Source organism: Citrobacter sp. Cm046 (genome assembly GCF_030333065.1).
In the GTDB taxonomy this organism is placed as follows: Bacteria; Pseudomonadota; Gammaproteobacteria; order Enterobacterales; family Enterobacteriaceae; genus Citrobacter; species Citrobacter murliniae.
In genome coordinates this window covers 509,450-528,034 of the sequence record NZ_JAOWGP010000046.1, presented here as the reverse complement: position 1 = coordinate 528,034, position 18,585 = coordinate 509,450, and the positions used below count along the sequence as shown (strand labels likewise).

At 52.5% G+C, this 18,585-nt stretch carries 16 protein-coding genes; 9 read left to right on the top strand and 7 right to left on the bottom strand.

The genetic code is table 11. The features are described 5' to 3' along the window. Positions 1-7: 7 nt before the first annotated feature. The 3 genes from fhuA to hrpB form a co-directional block, all read right to left on the bottom strand. On the bottom strand, positions 8-2,260 hold the full coding sequence (gene fhuA / locus OGX98_RS23705; RefSeq protein ID WP_045439933.1) for a ferrichrome porin FhuA: 2,253 nt from the start codon (positions 2,258-2,260) through the stop codon (positions 8-10). Positions 2,261-2,492: 232 nt separating this feature from the next. Beyond that, entirely contained in the window at positions 2,493-5,039 is a 2,547-nt protein-coding gene (mrcB, locus tag OGX98_RS23700) for a bifunctional glycosyl transferase/transpeptidase (RefSeq protein WP_136345309.1), read from the bottom strand. Between the two features lie 168 nt (positions 5,040-5,207). Beyond that, entirely contained in the window at positions 5,208-7,640 is a 2,433-nt protein-coding gene (gene hrpB, locus OGX98_RS23695; protein WP_286595998.1) for an ATP-dependent helicase HrpB, read from the bottom strand. A 73-nt stretch (positions 7,641-7,713) separates the two neighbouring features. Here hrpB and thpR point away from each other — a divergent pair, with 73 nt between their 5' ends. The 9 genes from thpR to panD all read left to right on the top strand — a co-directional run bounded on the left by thpR (position 7,714) and on the right by panD (position 15,036). Beyond that, positions 7,714-8,244, top strand: coding sequence for an RNA 2',3'-cyclic phosphodiesterase (gene thpR / locus OGX98_RS23690; protein ID WP_048222036.1), 531 nt, complete (start codon positions 7,714-7,716; stop codon positions 8,242-8,244). Between the two features lie 13 nt (positions 8,245-8,257). Continuing rightward, positions 8,258-8,962, top strand: a complete 705-nt coding sequence (gene sfsA / locus OGX98_RS23685) for a DNA/RNA nuclease SfsA (RefSeq protein WP_286595997.1) — start codon at positions 8,258-8,260, stop codon at positions 8,960-8,962. 177 nt (positions 8,963-9,139) lie between these two features. Then, positions 9,140-9,595, top strand: coding sequence for an RNA polymerase-binding protein DksA (gene dksA / locus OGX98_RS23680; RefSeq protein ID WP_003829221.1), 456 nt, complete (start codon positions 9,140-9,142; stop codon positions 9,593-9,595). A 151-nt stretch (positions 9,596-9,746) separates the two neighbouring features. Further along, positions 9,747-10,643, top strand: a complete 897-nt coding sequence (gene gluQRS, locus OGX98_RS23675) for a tRNA glutamyl-Q(34) synthetase GluQRS (RefSeq protein WP_286595996.1) — start codon at positions 9,747-9,749, stop codon at positions 10,641-10,643. A 71-nt stretch (positions 10,644-10,714) separates the two neighbouring features. After that, positions 10,715-12,112, top strand: coding sequence for a polynucleotide adenylyltransferase PcnB (gene pcnB / locus OGX98_RS23670; RefSeq protein WP_223307024.1), 1,398 nt, complete (start codon positions 10,715-10,717; stop codon positions 12,110-12,112). A 110-nt stretch (positions 12,113-12,222) separates the two neighbouring features. Continuing rightward, positions 12,223-12,714: a 2-amino-4-hydroxy-6-hydroxymethyldihydropteridine diphosphokinase gene (gene folK, locus OGX98_RS23665; protein ID WP_048222039.1), complete on the top strand. Its 492-nt coding sequence runs from the start codon at positions 12,223-12,225 to the stop codon at positions 12,712-12,714. A gap of 120 nt (positions 12,715-12,834) precedes the next feature. Beyond that, positions 12,835-13,626 carry a 3-methyl-2-oxobutanoate hydroxymethyltransferase gene (gene panB, locus OGX98_RS23660; RefSeq protein WP_136345310.1) on the top strand — a complete coding sequence of 264 codons (792 nt, stop codon included), beginning with the start codon at positions 12,835-12,837 and terminating at the stop codon, positions 13,624-13,626. Positions 13,627-13,708: 82 nt separating this feature from the next. Continuing rightward, positions 13,709-14,563 carry a pantoate--beta-alanine ligase gene (gene panC, locus OGX98_RS23655; protein ID WP_045439910.1) on the top strand — a complete coding sequence of 285 codons (855 nt, stop codon included), beginning with the start codon at positions 13,709-13,711 and terminating at the stop codon, positions 14,561-14,563. Between the two features lie 92 nt (positions 14,564-14,655). After that, positions 14,656-15,036 (top strand): aspartate 1-decarboxylase, encoded by a 381-nt coding sequence (panD, locus tag OGX98_RS23650; RefSeq protein WP_023178331.1) that lies wholly within the window; start codon positions 14,656-14,658, stop codon positions 15,034-15,036. A gap of 6 nt (positions 15,037-15,042) precedes the next feature. On the opposite strand, the gene OGX98_RS23645 is transcribed toward panD, so the two are convergent. The 4 genes from OGX98_RS23645 to OGX98_RS23630 form a co-directional block, all read right to left on the bottom strand. Further along, positions 15,043-16,272, bottom strand: coding sequence for a polysaccharide deacetylase family protein (locus OGX98_RS23645; RefSeq protein WP_045439903.1), 1,230 nt, complete (start codon positions 16,270-16,272; stop codon positions 15,043-15,045). Positions 16,273-16,333: 61 nt separating this feature from the next. Then, positions 16,334-16,774: a PTS sugar transporter subunit IIA gene (locus tag OGX98_RS23640; RefSeq protein WP_045439900.1), complete on the bottom strand. Its 441-nt coding sequence runs from the start codon at positions 16,772-16,774 to the stop codon at positions 16,334-16,336. Positions 16,775-16,877: 103 nt separating this feature from the next. Beyond that, entirely contained in the window at positions 16,878-17,648 is a 771-nt protein-coding gene (locus OGX98_RS23635) for an ABC transporter permease (RefSeq protein WP_045439897.1), read from the bottom strand. Next, entirely contained in the window at positions 17,645-18,571 is a 927-nt protein-coding gene (locus OGX98_RS23630) for an ABC transporter ATP-binding protein (protein WP_048222042.1), read from the bottom strand. The genes OGX98_RS23635 and OGX98_RS23630 overlap by 4 nt, the downstream gene beginning before the upstream one ends. Between the last annotated feature and the right edge of the window lie 14 nt (positions 18,572-18,585).

The window sequence follows — 18,585 nt, the reverse complement described above, 5'->3', positions numbered from 1 at the left end:
AGAGAAATTAGAAACGGAAGGTTGCTGTTGCAACGACCTGACGTTCCGCGCCCCAGAAGCAGCCATAGGTATTGAAGCAACTGGCGACGTATTCACGGTCAAACAAGTTGTTCACATGCAGCGCCACGTTGGAGCCCGCCATACCAACGCGAGCCAGATCGTAACGTACCAACGCATCCACCAGCGTATAGCTCCCCACTTTGAAGGAGTTTGCCGGGTCGCCATAGCTGGAACCAGTATAACGAACGCCAGTACCCAACGTCAGCCCGGAAAGCGCACCATCATAGAGGGTATAATCGCCCCACAGTGATGCCATATGTTTTGGCACCTGAGCAGGCGTATTGCCTTTGTAGGTGGTGTCAGTGGTGTATTCCGCATCGGTGTAGGTATAAGAGCCGACAACGTTAACGCTGGCAGACAGTGCCGCTTTCGCTTCGATTTCCACACCGCGAGAACGAATTTCACCGCCTTCAACTGAGAAGAACGATGTGCCTGTCGGGTCAGCCATCAGGTTGTTGGTTTTGGTCAACTGATAGACAGCACCGGTGATCACGATCGGACGATCGCTCGGAACATATTTCACGCCCGCTTCGTACTGCTTACCTTTGGACGGTGCGAAAATATTCCCACTAGCCCCCGTCTGGGAAGCCGGTTCAAACGACTCGCTGTAGCTGAAATACGGGGTTACGCCGTTGTCGAAAAGATAGTTAACACCGCCACGCCAGGTGAACTGCTTATCATCGCGGGAATCCGTAACGCCAGAAACACGGTTCAGAGAGTCCTGTTTAGCCCAGTCGTAACGACCGCCCAGAGTAACCAGCACCTTATCCCACTGCATCTGATCCTGCGCATACAAGCCAGTCTGTTTCTGTTTGTTCAGCACTTTGTAAGGACCAGAAGGGCCTGGGTGTGAGCCAAAATCAAAGTCGCTGCGGTCAAGGTTATAGATATCGGACGGTGCAACAGAACCGGCATAACCAAACCATGAGTCGATATCGTTACGCATGCGCATAAAATCAACGCCGGTCAGCAGGGTATGATCCACATCGGCAGTCGCGAACTTGCTTTGCAGCTGAGTATCAACAGCGAAGTTCTGCAATTTCTCATTATCGATAACGTACTGACGAGTCAGCGTGTGATCCCAATCGGACTGAGGAACGCTGGCGCAAGGACTTTTAGCCGGATCCTTGGTATAGAGCGGATCGGAACACATACCGTAGCCATATACGCTGTTTTGCGAAACTTTGTTTTGCGCATAGCGCAAATTCTGACGCACGGTAAAAGTGTCGTTAAATTCGTGATCGAAGCTGTAGCCTACCATCTTCTCGTTACGAGAATAGGTATTGTTGCCCGCACCTTCATTGAAATCAGTAGGGAGACGTGTGCCATTTGGCAGTTTCGTTACTGTCCCCTCTTTTGGCAGCCAGCCGTAATAACCGGTCTCTGGCTCATTCTGGAAATAAGAGAGGAAAGTGAAGTTCGTTTTATCGTCCGGACGCCAGCTGAAAGAAGGCGCAATGGCATACCGTTGCTCTTCCGCACCTTGCTGCTGTGCATTAGCGGAGCGAGCAAGGCCCGTTAAGCGATAAGAATACACACCGTCATCATCCAGCGCATCACTGAAGTCAAAACCGGTCTGGAACAGGCTGTCAGTGCCCATTTTGAACTGAACTTCTTTCAACGGTTCCGTCGTCGGGCGCTTGCTGACCATGTTCAACAAGCCGCCAGGGTTACTCTTTCCGTAAAGAACGGAAACCGGGCCGCGCATAACCTCAGCGCGCTCCAGCATATAGGGATCGATTACCGCGTCGTTATAGAAGTTGCCCTGCATTTTCAGGCCGTTCAGATAGTTATTCTGGCTTTGGCCGTCAGCGGCGAATCCGCGAATGATCAGGTAATCATAGGTATTAGATGCGCCACGAGTTCCCACAGCGACACCAGGAGTGTAACTGAGCGCCTCTTTCACAGATTTAGGCTGATGCAGCGCCATCTCTTCGGCTGTCACAACGGAGATAGACTGCGGCACCTTTTGAATCGGAGTGTCTGTTTTTGTCGCCGTGGCAGATTGTCTTGCCGCGATGGTTGCCGCGGGGCCCCATGCGCTTTCTTGTGCGGCAGGTGCTGCGGTTACGGTGATTGTTTCTTCTTTCGGTTGAACCGCCGCCTGTGCATACACAGACATGCCGCTAACCGCTGTGGCTACTACAACTGCGATTTTACGCAGCGAAGAGTTTGGCTGAGCAGTTTTAAGACGCGCCATTGGTATATCTCTGATGAAAGTGAATGATAACGTAAACGAGAATTATTATTATAACGGCAGCATAATATTCGAAACTCTGGCGGGATAGCAAGCAATACACATCCCTACTAAAACTGAGGGGTTAAGAAATAACCAGATGAAAAGAAAGGGTTAATAAATTACGCTGAAATGTTGTTTGCCTCAATCCAGACGTGGGCAAAGAAAAACCCGCCGAAGCGGGTTTTAGGGGGTATTAGTTGCTACCAAACATATCTTTTATCCAACCTGCGACACCGTCGCCATCTTTCTTCTCCTGCTGCGGCGGTTGTTGTTGCTGCTGCTGCTGTTGGGGTTGTTGCTGCGGCTGCGTTGACTGATCAAACGGATTGCCTGACTGCTGCTGCATCTCACCTTGCTGACACAATGAATCAGGATCGCTTGTCCATACCGGAAGCGTACGCATCCCGCCGCTACAAACGAAGTTACCGTCGTAATCCACGCCCATATCAACAATATCTTCCGGCGGCGTCAGCGTCAGTGGCGTCGGTGTCTGGTTAGCCAGATAGCGCTGGTAAATCGACATCGCTCCGCTCGCGCCGTACAGCTTGGTTGGCTGGTTATTATCACGCCCCACCCAGGTAATGGTCACCTGACTGCCGTCAATACCCGCGAACCAGGTATCAACGTTGTTGTTAGTGGTCCCGGTTTTACCTGCCAGATGCAGCCCAGGATACTTGGCGCCCAGCTGACGACCGGTACCGCGCTGTACAACCTGTTGCATCGTCCACAACGTCATGTACGCCGCCTGTGCCGGAACGGCTCGTTCGGCCTGTGGGAAGCTCTGATACAGCACCGTGCCATCTTCGGCGATCACCGAACGCAGTGCTGATAACGGCGCGCGGTTACCACCGCTGGCGATAGTCTGGAACGCCTGCGCCACTTCGATTGGCGTAAGGTTCAGTGCTCCCAACAGCATAGCCGGAACCGGATTCAGTTGATCTTTCGGTGCACCCAGTTTTATCCATGTATCGGTCACGGCTGGCAGACCCAGCGCCATCCCCAGATTTACCGTCGGTACGTTCATGGAACGCGTTAACGCATCCACCAGCATCACTCTGCCACTTTCGCTGTAGCGACGGTCATCGTTCTGCGGAGACCAGACCTGCCCGTTAGGCTGACGCAACGCAATCGGCGCATCGGCAATCCAGGTATTCAGACGGTACAGCTTCGGCTGACTCAGTGCGGTCAGATAGGTCGCCGGTTTCGCCAGAGAACCAATCGAGCGGCGTGCCTGCATGGCACGGTTATAGCCTGCAAACTGTGGCTCCGCCCCACCAACCATCGCACGAACTTCCCCACTAAAGCGATCCACAACCACAATCGCGGTTTCCAGATCGCTCAGCTTACGCTGTTTCTTCAGCACCGGAATGCCTTCAACCGCTGCTTTTTCTGCCGCATCCTGCGCCACAGAATCAAAAGTGGTGAAGATCTTCACGCCGGAGAGGTCTTTAACTTTATCACCCAGCTTCGCCTGCAGTTCCTGACGTACCATCTGCATAAACGCTGGCTGCGGTGAAATCACCCCGCCACGTGGTTGTACGCCTAACGGACGCGCACTCAGCATGTCATACAGATCCTGGTCAATAATCTGCTGCTGTTGCAGCAGACGCAGCACCAGGTTACGGCGCTCCAGCGCCAGTTTCGGGTTACGCCACGGATTGTAGATAGACGCCCCTTTAACCATCCCCACCAGTAGCGCCTGCTGATCAAGGCTCAGTTCTTCAACCGGACGCCCAAAATAATAAAGACTCGCCAGCGGGAAACCACGGATCTCGTTGTCGCCGCTCTGACCGAGGTACACCTCGTTCATATACAGCTCAAGAATGCGGTCTTTGCTGTAGCGCGCATCCATGATCAGCGCCATATAGGCTTCGTTAGCCTTACGCCAGTACGAACGCTCGCTGGAGAGGAACAGGTTTTTCACCAACTGCTGAGTCAGCGTACTCGCCCCTTGCACAGTACGGCCTGCCGTCAGGTTAGCCAGTACCGCACGCCCAATGGAGTACAAACTGATGCCGTCATGCTCATAGAAATGGCGGTCTTCGGTCGCCAGCAGTGTATCAACCAGCAGATCAGGGAAGCCACTGCGGGGAACGAACAAGCGCTGCTCACCGTTTGGCGAAGAGAGCATGGTAATCAGACGCGGATCCAGACGGAAGAAACCGAACTGGCGGTTGTTGTCCAGATTCTCGATAGTGTCCAGATGATCGCCATCAAAGGTCAGACGCGCACGCACCTGGCCTTCTTTACTGTCCGGGAAGTCAAACGGACGACGGATCATCTCAATGCTGTTCGCCTGTACGGTAAATTCGCCAGGACGCGTCATCTTCGTCACCTGACGATACTGCGTGGCCTCCAGCAGTTTCACCATCTCTTTTTTACCGATGGGCATTTCTGGCTCAAGGTTAACCATACGGCCATACACCGCCGCAGGAAGCTGCCAGACTTTGCCATCAATACGGCTACGGATTTTTTGATCCAGGTAGACGCCGTAAATGGCAATCAGCACCAAAAAGACAATCGAGAGTTTTAGCAGCAGCCAGAACCAGCCGCGCTTACCACGAGGCTTACGCCCTTTGCCTTTACCTTTGCGCGGCATCGGTTCTTCATCCTCATAGTCGTCATCATCATAATCGTCGTCATACTCGTCATCTCTGAGTTGACGACGGCTCACCTTTTGTTTCACCGGACGCGATGGTTTCCCTTTACGTCCAATTGGCTCGCGGTCATTCCCCGCCATGCTTTTTCTCCGCAACATTCAGGCGCAAAGGCCTGATTCTCTGTTCTTCCGTCAGGCGACAGAAGAAGAAATCTCTCAATTTTTACCGCTCTTTCGCCAGAGACGGTGTCAAACGCCTTAATCAACCTACGGATCGCCGTACAGTGTAGGCCTGAAAGCAGCGCACCATCAGGCAGAATACTTCTTGGTGCGCCGTGTTGGCGCGGTATTCGCCGGATCGTCCGGCCAGACATGCCTGGGATAACGCCCTTTCATCTCTTTTTGCACTTCGCGATAAGCCCCCTGCCAGAACGCGCTCAAATCACGGGTGATTTGTAGTGGGCGTTGGGCCGGAGACAATAACTCGAGCACCAATGGAACACGCCCCTGCGCGATGGTAGGGGTCTTCGCTTCGCCAAACATTTCCTGCATTCTAACCGCTAATGCCGGCGGGTTATCCTCGTGATAACGAATGGCTATCCGGCTGCCCGTCGGCACAGTGTAATGCGCAGGCAGCTCACTATCCAGACGTTGCAGCATTGACCAGTCCAGTAGCCCACGCAAAGCCTGCCCCACATTTAACGCTTTGAGAGCACGTAAAGAGTGCACACCTTGCATATGCGGCAACAACCAACTCTCCAGCGTCGCCAGCAAAGAGGCATCATCCACTGCTGGCCAGTTGTACTCAGGCAACCAATTTGCCGCACATTGCAGACGCAGCCGGAACTGTTCCGCTTCCGGGGTCCAGTTGAGCACACTCAGGCCTTTATCGCGAATACCATTCAGCATCGCCTGATGCAGTTCCTCTTCCGAAGGTTTTGCCAGTGGCTGAACTTTCACCGTCAGTTGACCAATACGCGTTCGGCGCCATGCCTTCAACGTTCCCTGATTTTCATCCCATTCGATGGTGTCTGACTGTTGCAACAGCTCAGGACTTGTTTGCAGCAGCGTATCAATATCCAACGGCAGAGCGAGCAGAATACGCGCATCAGGCGAAGCACTGCCCTGTAGCAACAGAGGCGCGATTAGCCATTCATGCCGCCCTGATGCGTCGTCGGCATCAAGCATTGCCCCCATTCCGTTAGCCAACTGATATCGCCCTTCCTGGCCACGACGCCGCGCAATGCGATCGGCGAATGCTTTTGCCAGTAAAGGCGCGATTAGCTCACTGTCGGGCTGACCACTCTGCACATTAAGCCGCTTCAGCAATTGCTGACTACGCTGCTGCCAGCCTGGCTGGTTACGCGAAAAATGTACGGTCAAATCGGTATGACCACCGCGCGGCGGCTCTTCCAGAATCGCCGCCAGCTTTGCCGCTGTAACAGCTTCGTTTTCATTTGTCGCTCCGATGAGCATTGCCGCCAGTCGGGGATCGTTACCCAGCGCAGCCATCTTCTGCCCGGCAGCGTTCAAGCGCTCACCATCCATGGCTTGCAACATCTGTAATAATCGTCTTGCCGCCTGCAAATTTACAGCAGGCGGCATATCCAGCCAGTTCAGTTGCGCAGGGTCGGTGCATCCCCATTGCAGCAGTTCCATCAGCAAACCGGATAGATCGCTCTGTAAAATCTCTGGCTCACCCTGTGCTGCCGCCCTTTCTGCCTGCTCTTTGGCAAGCAGGTGCAGACAAATCCCCGGTTCCAGACGTCCTGCGCGACCGGCTCGCTGTGTCATAGAGGCCTGGCTAATGCGCTGGGTAATCAGCCGCGTCAAACCGGTGCGGGCATCATAGCGCGCTACGCGCTCCTGCGCGCAGTCCACCACCAGACGAATGCCCTCAATGGTTAAGCTGGTTTCGGCAATGTTCGTTGCCAGCACCACTTTGCGCTTACCTTGTGGCGCTGGCAAAATCGCCTGGCGCTGCTCGGTCAGCGATAAGGCGCCATATAACGGGCATAACAGAACATCGCTACCCACACGTGAAGCCAGTTGCTCCTGCACGCGTTGGATCTCCCCAACCCCCGGTAAAAAGAGCAGCAGAGAGCCGCTTTCATTACGCAGTAGCTCCGCAGTAGCAATAGCCACCGCCTCATCAAAACGCAGATGCGCAGCCAGCGGCTGATAGCGCCGCTCAACAGGGAATGCGCGGCCTTCAGAAATAATCGTCGGGGCAGCGGGCAATAACTGTTGCAGGCGGCCGTTATCCAGTGTGGCCGACATGATCAGCAGTTTTAAGTCATCTCGTAATCCTTGTTGCACATCCAACAGCAGCGCCAGTGCAAGGTCTGCCTGTAAGCTGCGCTCGTGAAATTCATCGAGGATCACCAGCCCAACGCCATTCAGCTCGGGATCGCGTTGGATCATTCGCGTTAGCACCCCTTCCGTCACCACTTCGAGCCGGGTCCGTGGCCCGACACAGCTTTGGGCGCGCATACGGTAACCTACTGTCTCACCGGGCTTTTCGTTCAGCAATTCAGCCAGGCGCTGCGCCACATTGCGAGCGGCCAGACGTCGCGGTTCCAACAGAACAATCCGCCCCTGGATTCCCTTGTGCGTAAGAAACTGCAACGGCAGCCAGGTTGATTTCCCGGCACCGGTCGGCGCGGTCAACAGAACCTGTGGTGAAGCATCAAGGGCATTAAGCAGTTCAGGCACAACGGCAGCAACGGGCAACGACGTCACAAATGACTCCAGAGGGTTAACATTCTTCGCGCTGCATTGTAGCATCGCGTTAATTCATAACCGAGTATCCATCATGTCTGAGCCAAAAAGGCTGTTTTTTGCCATTGAATTACCAGCCGAGGTTCGGGAGCAACTTATCCACTGGCGGGCGGCACAGTTTCCGCCAGAGGCGGGGCGTCCAGTCGCTTCTGACAATCTGCACCTGACGCTGGCATTTTTAGGCGATATCAGCGCAGAGAAACAGCAGGCGCTGTCACAACTGGCAGGGCGTATTCGCCAGCCAGGCTTTACGTTAAAACTGGATGACGCCGGGCAATGGTTGCGATCAAGGGTAATATGGCTTGGCATGCGTCAACCACCGCGCGGGTTGCTGCAACTGGCGAATATGCTGCGATCACAGGCCGCACGCAGCGGGTGTTACCAAAGTCCGCAGCCATTTCATCCACATATCACGCTGCTGCGCGATGCCAGTCATGCTGTCACTATCCCGCCGCCAGGTTTTTGCTGGTCGTTTCCGGTAACGGAGTTTGCCCTTTACGCCTCTTCATTTGAACGAGGTCGCACGCGCTACACGCCATTACAACGCTGGACGCTTGCAGAATAATTAAGGATAACCCATGCAGTTTTCTCCCCCACTTCAGCGCGCTACGTTAATTCAGCGCTACAAGCGTTTTTTAGCGGATGTGATCACACCTGATGGCACAACGATAACGCTACACTGCCCAAATACCGGTGCCATGACCGGATGTGCAACCCCCGGAGATACCGTCTGGTATTCGACGTCAGAAAATACTAAACGGAAATATCCGCACACCTGGGAATTAACACAAAGCCAATCTGGTGCTTTTATTTGTGTTAACACGCTATGGGCTAACAGATTAACGAAAGAGGCTATTCAGAATTCGCTAATTTCAGAAATTTCAAACTACAATACGTTGAAAAGTGAAGTAAAATATGGTGCCGAAGGTAGCCGCATTGATTTTTTGTTACAGGCAGATTTCCGCCCTGACTGCTATATTGAAGTGAAATCAGTCACGTTGGCGGAGAATGAGCAAGGTTATTTTCCCGATGCCATTACTGAACGAGGTCAGAAACATCTTCGGGAATTGATGAGCGTAGCGGCTGAAGGCAAGCGAGCGGTGATATTTTTCGCCGTTCTGCATTCAGCAATTACACGGTTTTCACCCGCGCGGCATATTGATGCAAAATATGCGCAATTATTAGCCGAAGCGCAGCTTAAGGGGGTAGAAATTCTGGTTTATAAAGCGGAACTTTCTGCCCACGGTATGACTCTTAAAGAGCCATTGCCCATTACTTTGTAATGGTGCGAAAAACGGGTTAATTAGTATTCTGGCCGCGTGCGCAAATACGCTTTTCCTCACAGGGTTGTCAAGTGTTACGTTTAGATAATTGCTATCCGGAAAAGCATCTGCTATTTATAGCGACCTGATTTTTCCCCCGAACATGGGGATCGATAGTGCGTGTTAAGGAGAAGCAACATGCAAGAAGGGCAAAACCGTAAAACATCGTCCCTGAGTATTCTCGCCATCGCTGGGGTGGAGCCTTACCAGGAGAAACCGGGCGAAGAGTATATGAACGAAGCCCAGCTGTCGCACTTCAGGCGTATTCTTGAAGCATGGCGTAATCAACTCAGGGATGAAGTCGATCGCACTGTGACTCATATGCAGGACGAAGCGGCTAACTTCCCTGATCCGGTTGACCGTGCCGCACAGGAAGAAGAGTTCAGCCTTGAGCTACGTAACCGTGACCGTGAGCGCAAACTGATCAAAAAGATCGAGAAGACGCTGAAGAAAGTAGAAGACGAAGATTTCGGCTACTGCGAATCGTGCGGTGTGGAAATTGGTATTCGCCGTCTGGAAGCTCGCCCGACAGCCGATCTGTGCATCGACTGTAAAACGCTGGCAGAAATTCGCGAAAAACAGATGGCGGGTTAATCCCGTAAACTGTTGAATGCCGGATGGCGTTACGCTTATCCGGGCTACGGAACACCTCTATTTCGTAGGCCGGATCAAGTGTTTGCGTCGCCATCTGGCAATACCTGGGCGGGAGCATCTCCCGCCTTATTCTTTTATGTTATCCACCGACATGACTGACAAACGCTATATTGGCCGCTTCGCCCCTTCCCCTTCCGGTGAACTCCATTTTGGTTCGCTGATTGCCGCCCTCGGGAGTTACCTGCAGGCCCGTGCGCAACACGGAATCTGGCGGGTACGCATTGAAGATATTGATCCTCCTCGTGAAGTTCCCGGTGCTGCAGAAACTATCCTGCGTCAGCTGGAACATTACGGCCTGTACTGGGATGGCGACATATTATGGCAATCCCAACGCCACGACGCTTACCGCGAGGCGCTTGCCTGGTTATATAAGCAGGATCTGAGCTATTACTGCACCTGTACTCGCGCCCGGATCCAGAGCATCGGCGGTATTTACGACGGCCATTGTCGCGAGTTGCGCCACGGACCAGAACGGGCAGCGATACGTATCAAGCAACGACATCCCGTCATGCAGTTTAACGACAGGCTGCGCGGCAAGATTCAGGCCGACCCTGAACTTGCACAGGAAGACTTTATCATTCACCGACGCGACGGGCTGTTTGCTTATAATTTTGCTGTGGTGGTCGATGATCATTTTCAGGGCGTTACGGAGATTGTACGTGGCGCGGATCTCATTGAACCAACTGTGCGCCAAATTTCGCTGTATCAACAGTTCGGCTGGCATGCACCTGACTATATTCATCTGCCGCTGGCGCTCAACGAACAAGGCGCTAAACTGTCCAAGCAGAATCATGCGCCAGCCCTGCCACAAGGCGATCCGCGCCCGGTTCTCATCAGCGCATTGCGCTTTCTCGGCCAGAGCACAGCGATACCGTGGCAAGAGTTCAGCGTAGAGGAATTGTTGCGAGTCGCGGTGGAAAACTGGCAGCTTGAGGCGGTACCTGAATCGGGTATTGTAAATCCGGCATTCTCAAATGACTCATGCTGAGCTATGATTAGCCGCTATTTTTACACAGCAACACTTGTTCTGACTGAAGTTTGACACTACCGAGGTGCACTATTTTTACCCGAGTCGCTAATTTTTGCCGCAAGGTGCTAAGCCGCGAGGAGCGCGAGGCAGAGCTTGCCGTCGCCCGTCCCCATATGACGGTAATCCCGCGTGAGCAGCACTCAATCTCCCGCAAAGATATCAGTGAAAATGCCCTGAAGGTAATGTACAGGCTCAATAAGGCCGGCTACGAGGCATGGCTGGTTGGCGGGGGTGTGCGCGATCTTTTGCTGGGCAAAAAGCCGAAAGACTTTGATGTCACCACCAACGCGACACCGGATCAGGTACGGAAACTGTTTCGTAACTGCCGTCTTGTTGGCCGTCGTTTCCGTCTGGCCCATGTAATGTTCGGCCCGGAAATTATCGAAGTGGCAACTTTTCGCGGACATCATGAAGGCAGCGAAGCCGATCGTGCGACATCTCAGCGCGGACAAAACGGTATGCTACTGCGCGATAACATCTTCGGTTCTATCGAAGAAGATGCTCAACGCCGCGATTTCACGATCAACAGCCTCTATTATAGCGTTGCTGATTTCACCGTTCGCGACTACGTTGGCGGTATGCAGGATCTGGAAGATGGCGTCATTCGCCTGATTGGTAATCCGGAAACGCGTTATCGTGAAGATCCCGTGCGCATGCTGCGCGCTGTCCGCTTTGCAGCAAAACTCGACATGCGCATCAGCCCGGAAACTGCAGAGCCGATCCCGCGTCTGGCTACGTTGCTTAACGATATCCCGCCTGCGCGCCTGTTTGAAGAAGCCCTCAAGCTATTACAGGCGGGCTACGGCTATGAAACCTATAAAAAGCTGCGTGAGTACAGCCTGTTCCAGCCGCTGTTCCCGACCATTACCCGCTATTTCACCGAAGACGGTGACAGCGCAATGGAACGCATCATTGCCCAGGTTCTGAAGAATACCGATACCCGCATTCACAACGATATGCGTGTTAACCCGGCATTCTTGTTCGCCGCCATGTTCTGGTATCCGTTACTGGAAACGGCACAGAAAATTGCCCAGGAAAGCGGTCTGGCCTACTACGATGCCTTCGCACTGGCGATGAACGATGTCCTGGACGAAGCGTGCCGCTCACTGGCAATTCCAAAACGCCTGACGTCGCTCACCCGCGATATCTGGCAGCTTCAGTTACGCATGTCCCGCCGCCAGGGTAAACGCGCCTGGAAGCTGATGGAGCATCCGAAATTCCGCGCAGCCTACGATTTACTGGCCCTGCGTGCCGAAGTAGAAAACAACGCCGAACTGCAACGTCTGGCGCAGTGGTGGGGTGAATTCCAGGTTTCGGCTCCGCCAGAGCAAAAAGGCATGCTGAACGAACTTGATGAAGAACCAGATGCCCGCCGCCGTCATCGTCGCCCGCGTAAACGCGCCCCACGCCGCGAGGGAACCGCGTGACCAATCGCGTATACCCAATAGATTTCGAGTTGCATCAAGGCGGCGACACAGCGAATGCCCAGGAGCGTACATCAGTACGTGACTGGGATGAGTGAGGAAAGCCAACACAAATGCAGCTTGAAAGACAACGGGTATATATCGCGCTCGGCAGTAATTTAGCCTCTCCTCTTGAGCAGGTTAATGCTGCCGTGCAGGCGCTGGGAGAAATCCCGGACAGCCGGATCATCGCCGTTTCATCCTTCTACCGCACGCCGCCATTAGGTCCTCAGGATCAACCTGATTATCTGAATGCTGCCGTTGCGCTGGAAACAACCCTCGAACCTGAAGAATTGCTTAATCACACTCAACGTATTGAGTTGCAGCAAGGTCGGGTACGCAAAGCCGAGCGCTGGGGTCCGCGTACGCTGGATCTCGACATCATGTTGTTTGGCAATGACGTGATTAACACCGAGCGCCTGACGGTTCCGCATTACGATATGAAAAACCGGGGCTTTATGTTGTGGCCGCTATTTGAAATCGCGCCCGACCTGACCTTCCCGGATGGTATCAGCTTACATCAGCATCTCACCCGCCTCGCCGTAGCAAAACCTGCGCACTGGTAAAGCATACTCTCACCTAAAAAGTTTACTACTTTTGCGCCAAACGGTTGCTTAAAACAATTGCCGCCCTGAATCTGACTGCTAGAATGCCGTTAAATATGACTTCCACATTCAGGAAATGTTATGAAACCAACGACTATCTCATTGCTGCAAAAATGTAAGCAAGAGAAAAAGCGCTTCGCGACTATTACGGCCTACGACTACAGCTTCGCCAAATTATTTGCCGACGAAGGTATCAATGTGATGCTGGTAGGCGATTCACTGGGGATGACGGTACAAGGGCACGACTCCACCTTGCCGGTCAGCGTCGAAGACGTTGCCTATCACACCCGTGCTGTGCGTCGTGGTGCGCCAAACTGCCTGCTGCTTTCCGACCTGCCGTTTATGGCCTATGCCACACCGCAACAGGCCTTTGAAAACGCCGCCGTTGTTATGCGCGCGGGCGCGAATATGGTCAAGATTGAAGGCGGTGCGTGGCTGGTTGATACGGTGAAAATGCTCACCGATCGCGCGGTACCGGTATGCGGCCATCTGGGCTTAACCCCGCAGTCAGTTAACATCTTCGGTGGCTATAAGGTGCAGGGTCGCGGAGATGCGGGCCAGACATTGCTCGACGATGCGCTGGCGTTAGAAGCCGCAGGAGCACAGTTGCTGGTGCTGGAATGCGTTCCGGTTGAGCTGGCTAAACGCGTGACTGAAGCTCTGTCCATTCCGGTCATCGGTATAGGCGCAGGCAATGTCACCGATGGTCAGATCCTGGTGATGCATGACGCGTTTGGTATCACAGGCGGCCATATTCCAAAATTTGCTAAAAACTTTCTCAATGAAGCAGGCGACATGCGCGCCGCAGTGCGGCAGTATATTGCGGAGGTTGAATCCGGCGTCTACCCGGGTGAAGAACATAGCTTCCATTAAGCAAAGTTTGGAATTTGTAGGCCAAATAAGGCGTTGCGCTTTCCTGGCCTACAGATCATCAGGCAACTAAAGGAGTCTTGTTGTGCTAATTATTGAAACCCTGCCGCTGTTACGCCAGCACATTCGTCGTCTGCGTCAGGAAGGTAAACGTGTGGCTCTGGTCCCTACCATGGGAAACCTACACGACGGTCACATGAAGCTGGTCGATGAAGCAAAAGCTCAGGCTGATGTGGTGATCGTCAGTATTTTCGTCAACCCAATGCAGTTCGACCGTCCGGACGATCTGGTGCGCTACCCGCGTACGCTGCAAGAAGACTGCGAAAAGCTGAACAAGCGCAAAGTTGATTTTGTCTTTGCTCCTGCAGCGCAAGAAATCTACCCGCAAGGGACAGATAGCCAAACCTATGTAGAAGTTCCGGGGCTTTCCACCATGCTGGAAGGCGCAAGTCGTCCTGGTCACTTCCGTGGTGTTGCTACCATCGTCAGCAAACTGTTCAATCTGATCCAACCGGATATCGCATGTTTTGGCGAGAAGGATTTTCAGCAACTGGCGCTGATCCGCAAAATGGTTGCCGACATGGGATATGACATTGAGATCGTCGGCGTTCCCATTATTCGCGCTAAAGACGGCCTGGCCCTCAGTTCACGCAATGGCTATCTGACCGCAGAGCAGCGAAAAATCGCGCCCGGCTTGTTCAAAGTGATGAGCAGTATTGGTGAAAAATTACAGGCTGGTGAACGTGAGCAGGAAGAGATAATTGCCATTGCTGAACAAGAACTGAATGAAAAAGGTTTTCGTGCCGACGACATTCAAATCCGCGATGCTGATACGCTGCTCGAGCTGACTGACAGCAGCAAACGCGCGGTGATTCTGGTCGCTGCATGGCTGGGTCAGGCACGTTTGATCGACAATCTGAGTGTAACATTAGCCCAGTAGACAGGGGTTAAAAATAGGGCAATACTGCCTAAGAAATTACTCAAAGCAGGTACCGCCTGCTTTGCTTCTGATAAGCGTTAAAGGTAGACGTTATGATTCGCACCATGCTGCAAGGCAAGCTCCACCGCGTGAAAGTCACACAGGCGGACCTGCATTACGAAGGCTCCTGCGCCATTGACCAGGATTTCCTTGATGCTTCCGGCATCCTGGAAAACGAAGCCATTGATATCTGGAACGTGACTAATGGTAAACGTTTCTCGACCTACGCCATTGCGGCTGAACGCGGTTCTAAAATCATCTCGGTGAACGGTGCGGCCGCGCACTGTGCCGAGGTTGGCGATATTGTGATTATCGCCAGCTTCGTCACGATGTCTGATGAAGAAGCGCGTACCTGGCGGCCAAAAGTTGCCTACTTTGAAGGTGACAATGAAATGAAACGTACTGCGAAAGCCATCCCGGTACAGGTAGCTTGATAAAGGCTACCCCTGCGGCTGGTTGCTGACCAGCCGCGACATGGTCTCTAACGAATCCGTTCTTAAGATATACAACCGTTTTAACAGCATTGGGTTATCTCCTGGTTTTACCTTTCCTTTCACCGTGGTCACAGCCATATGAAACCCTGCATCATTCGCCGCCTTCACGGCCGTCACGTTATAACCGCCAAACGGATAAGATAGATAAAGAACATGCGGGTTAAATTGCGCCAGCGCCCGACGAGAATGCGCAAAATCAAAAAGAATATTGTGATAGCTACGGCTAAGCAGGATCGGCCGGTGATAACCATCCACACGATGTAAAAAATGGGTATGTGACTGGAAGTCGAACACATCCCTGATCTCATTCAGTTCAGAAATACTCATAAACTGCAGCGATTTCGGATCCCACTTCTGCGGATGACGCTTAATACGTGATGAGATAATAAATGCCGTCGCCTTCATTCCATACTGTTTCAGTACCGGATATGCATAACGGCTCACCGACTTCAAACCATCATCAAAGGTAATCACTACCGCCCGCGCAGGCAAATTAGCGCGGTTACGCACATAGTCTTCCAACTGATACAGGGTCAGCGTGGTGTAACCCATATCGCGCAGCCATGTCATCTGGTTGCTGAAAGCGCGTACGGAGGTGGTAGTAGAGGTATGACGAAAACGGGTGTTCTCTTCATCACGCAGAATATGGTGATAGGTCAGTACCGGAATACCGTGGTCTTGCTGCGCATCCAGCGCGCTAACGTAGGCCAGCCTGTCACCAATACGAATTTGGTACCACGTCTGGTTTAGCCTGTCCTTCAGTCTGTTAATTATGGGATATCGCAGATTGTCCGCCAGCACGCCAAACGGTGCGCTACCGGCGTCAGGGGCATTGTAAACAGGTGTCGCTTTCCAGGTAACCAGGTTCTGATTGCTCAGCGGTTTATTGAGATCACCCAGGCCATCTTCCACCTTCTGCCGCCCCTGTACGCGATCCAGATGGCCTTTATCGATAAACCCTCGGCCAAATCCAAATGTAAATGCGTAATAGTCTTCGCCAGTGGGGATGACTGAGAGGATTTGACCTGCGCGAATATGGCCTACCGTCACCATTTTATTGCCAATCTGCGCCCAGACGGCAGCATCTTCAGTAGTTTGCATATAACGAGCAGGCAAAGCGGCAGCAGCACAACCAGAGAACAGGAACAACAGTATGAGCAGGACGCGCGTAGCCATATGAGTTAACCGAGGCGAAGAACCTCAGCTATTGTAGCAAAAGCATCATCAATACCAATGATTAATACTCATACAAATCATGCAGTAAAACAAAAGGCGGATTTTTCTGTTGTTGATGCCACAAACTCGTAACGCCAGGGCCTCCAAGAGAGACTATTTCATCACGAAACGCAGAACTGCTCATCGACTCTCGCGACAAAAGCATTCGCTCCAGCAATGGATAGCTTATCCCGGAAATCACTTCACAGGCCGGATGCTTATGACTCATCAACGCGGCCACACGGTATGGCGCAGAGCCAGCAATATCTGTCAGGAATATCACGCCATCACCAGAATCGGCAGCATGCAGAGCATCGCACATCATCCGGCTTAACATATTCGAACTTAGACCATGCCAAAAACTGACCACCTGGCATTGCGCCAGAGGGCCGTACTTTTCTTCCAGACGATGCAGCATATCCTGTGCGTTATCATCATGACAGGTAATTACCCAACCTAACATTGCCCACCTCCTTAGCAGGCAAGTAGTTTATCAGAGTGATAAAAACTTAACGGTGATAAACATCAAAGGTCTTCCTCTCCCGTGATGGGAGAGGAAGAAATAATTAGCTACGTAACCCGCGCCCACGCTGAATCAGGTACCAGCACAGCAAATAAAATGCCGCGATAAACACCACCAGTACACCGAATGTCGTGACCAGCGGCACATCATGGATGCCCAGGAAGCCGTAGCGGAATCCACTGATCATGTAAACAATCGGGTTGAGATGCGACAACCCCTGCCAGAATGGCGGCAACAACGTTAACGAGTAGAAAACGCCCCCCAGGTAGGTCAACGGCGTCAGTACGAAAGTTGGGATCAGGCTGATGTCGTCAAAGGTTTTGGCAAAGACGGCATTCAATAACCCGGCCAACGAAAACAGAACCGCCGTCAGCACCAGCGTTAGCGCCACAAAGACCCATGAATGCACCTGGAACGGAACGAAGAACAGTGAAATAGCCGTAACCAATATTCCTACGCACAGGCCGCGCGCCACGCCGCCGCCGACAAACCCCGTGATGATAACGTGCGTCGGAACCGGTGCGACCAGCAATTCTTCAATGTTACGTTGAAATTTGGCACTAAAGAATGACGACGCTACGTTGGCGTAGGAGTTAGTGATAACCGCCATCATAATCAGACCCGGCACAATAAATTGCATGTAGCTAAAACCGTGCATTTCACCGATACGCGAACCAATTAAATTACCGAAGATAATAAAATAGAGCGTCATGGTGATAACGGGTGGGACCAGAGTCTGGACCCAGATGCGCATAAAACGGTGGATCTCTTTCGCCCAGATACTTTTCAGCGCGACCCAGTAAAGCTGCATCATGCGCGATCTCCTTGCTTTTCATGAACCAGGGAAACAAACAACTCTTCCAGTCGGTTTGCCTTGTTACGCATACTCAACACCTGAACCCCCTGCGCGCTCAGTTGGGAAAATACGCTGTTAACACCTTGCTCTCTCAGCACTTCGACTTCCAGCGTCGAGGTATCAACCAGACGGTATTGATATCCTTCCAGCTTGGGCAGCGGACTTTTCGCCGCCAGATCGAGAATAAAGGTCTCGGACTTGAGTTTGGAGAGCAGGTTTTTCATTGAGGTATTTTCCACCAGCTCGCCATGCTGAATAATGCCAATATTACGGCACAGCATTTCCGCTTCTTCGAGATAGTGTGTTGTCAGAATAATCGTCGTACCCTTGTCGTTTAAATCCTTTAAAAAACCCCACATTGAGCGACGTAATTCAATATCAACGCCCGCTGTCGGTTCATCGAGGATCAGCAGCTTTGGTTCATGCATCAGTGCACGGGCAATCATCAGACGGCGCTTCATACCGCCAGACAGCATACGCGCTCGCTCACTACGCTTTTCCCACAGGTCGAGCTGCTTTAAATATATTTCACTGCGCTTTACAGCCTCTTTATGCTCAACACCGTAATACCCCGCCTGATTCACCACGATCTGCTGCACCGTTTCAAACGGGTTAAAGTTAAATTCCTGCGGTACCAGCCCAAGCTGTCGTTTAGCGTTAACCGTATCTTTTTCAAGATCGTATCCGAAGACGCTAACTCGTCCGGAGCTTTTATTCACCAGGGAACTGATAATCCCGATAGTGGTGGACTTCCCTGCGCCATTGGGTCCTAAAAGCGCATAGAAATCACCCGCTTCGACTTGCAAATCTATGCCACGTAGCGCCTGAACGCCACCGGGATAGGTTTTCTTAAGTTGCTGAAGTTCCAGAGCAATGGTCATGGTTTTTTGCTTAC

Excerpts from the sequence above, each read along its gene's own strand:
- fhuA (WP_045439933.1), bottom strand. The coding sequence starts at position 2,260 with ATGGCGCGTCTTAAAACTGCTCAGCCAAACTCTTCGCTGCGTAAAATC.
- mrcB (WP_136345309.1), bottom strand. The coding sequence starts at position 5,039 with ATGGCGGGGAATGACCGCGAGCCAATTGGACGTAAAGGGAAACCATCG.
- thpR (WP_048222036.1), top strand. The coding sequence starts at position 7,714 with ATGTCTGAGCCAAAAAGGCTGTTTTTTGCCATTGAATTACCAGCCGAG.
- sfsA (WP_286595997.1), top strand. The coding sequence starts at position 8,258 with ATGCAGTTTTCTCCCCCACTTCAGCGCGCTACGTTAATTCAGCGCTAC.
- dksA (WP_003829221.1), top strand. The coding sequence starts at position 9,140 with ATGCAAGAAGGGCAAAACCGTAAAACATCGTCCCTGAGTATTCTCGCC.
- gluQRS (WP_286595996.1), top strand. The coding sequence starts at position 9,747 with ATGACTGACAAACGCTATATTGGCCGCTTCGCCCCTTCCCCTTCCGGT.
- folK (WP_048222039.1), top strand. The coding sequence starts at position 12,223 with ATGCAGCTTGAAAGACAACGGGTATATATCGCGCTCGGCAGTAATTTA.
- panB (WP_136345310.1), top strand. The coding sequence starts at position 12,835 with ATGAAACCAACGACTATCTCATTGCTGCAAAAATGTAAGCAAGAGAAA.
- panD (WP_023178331.1), top strand. The coding sequence starts at position 14,656 with ATGATTCGCACCATGCTGCAAGGCAAGCTCCACCGCGTGAAAGTCACA.
- OGX98_RS23645 (WP_045439903.1), bottom strand. The coding sequence starts at position 16,272 with ATGGCTACGCGCGTCCTGCTCATACTGTTGTTCCTGTTCTCTGGTTGT.
- OGX98_RS23640 (WP_045439900.1), bottom strand. The coding sequence starts at position 16,774 with ATGTTAGGTTGGGTAATTACCTGTCATGATGATAACGCACAGGATATG.
- OGX98_RS23635 (WP_045439897.1), bottom strand. The coding sequence starts at position 17,648 with ATGATGCAGCTTTACTGGGTCGCGCTGAAAAGTATCTGGGCGAAAGAG.
- OGX98_RS23630 (WP_048222042.1), bottom strand. The coding sequence starts at position 18,571 with ATGACCATTGCTCTGGAACTTCAGCAACTTAAGAAAACCTATCCCGGT.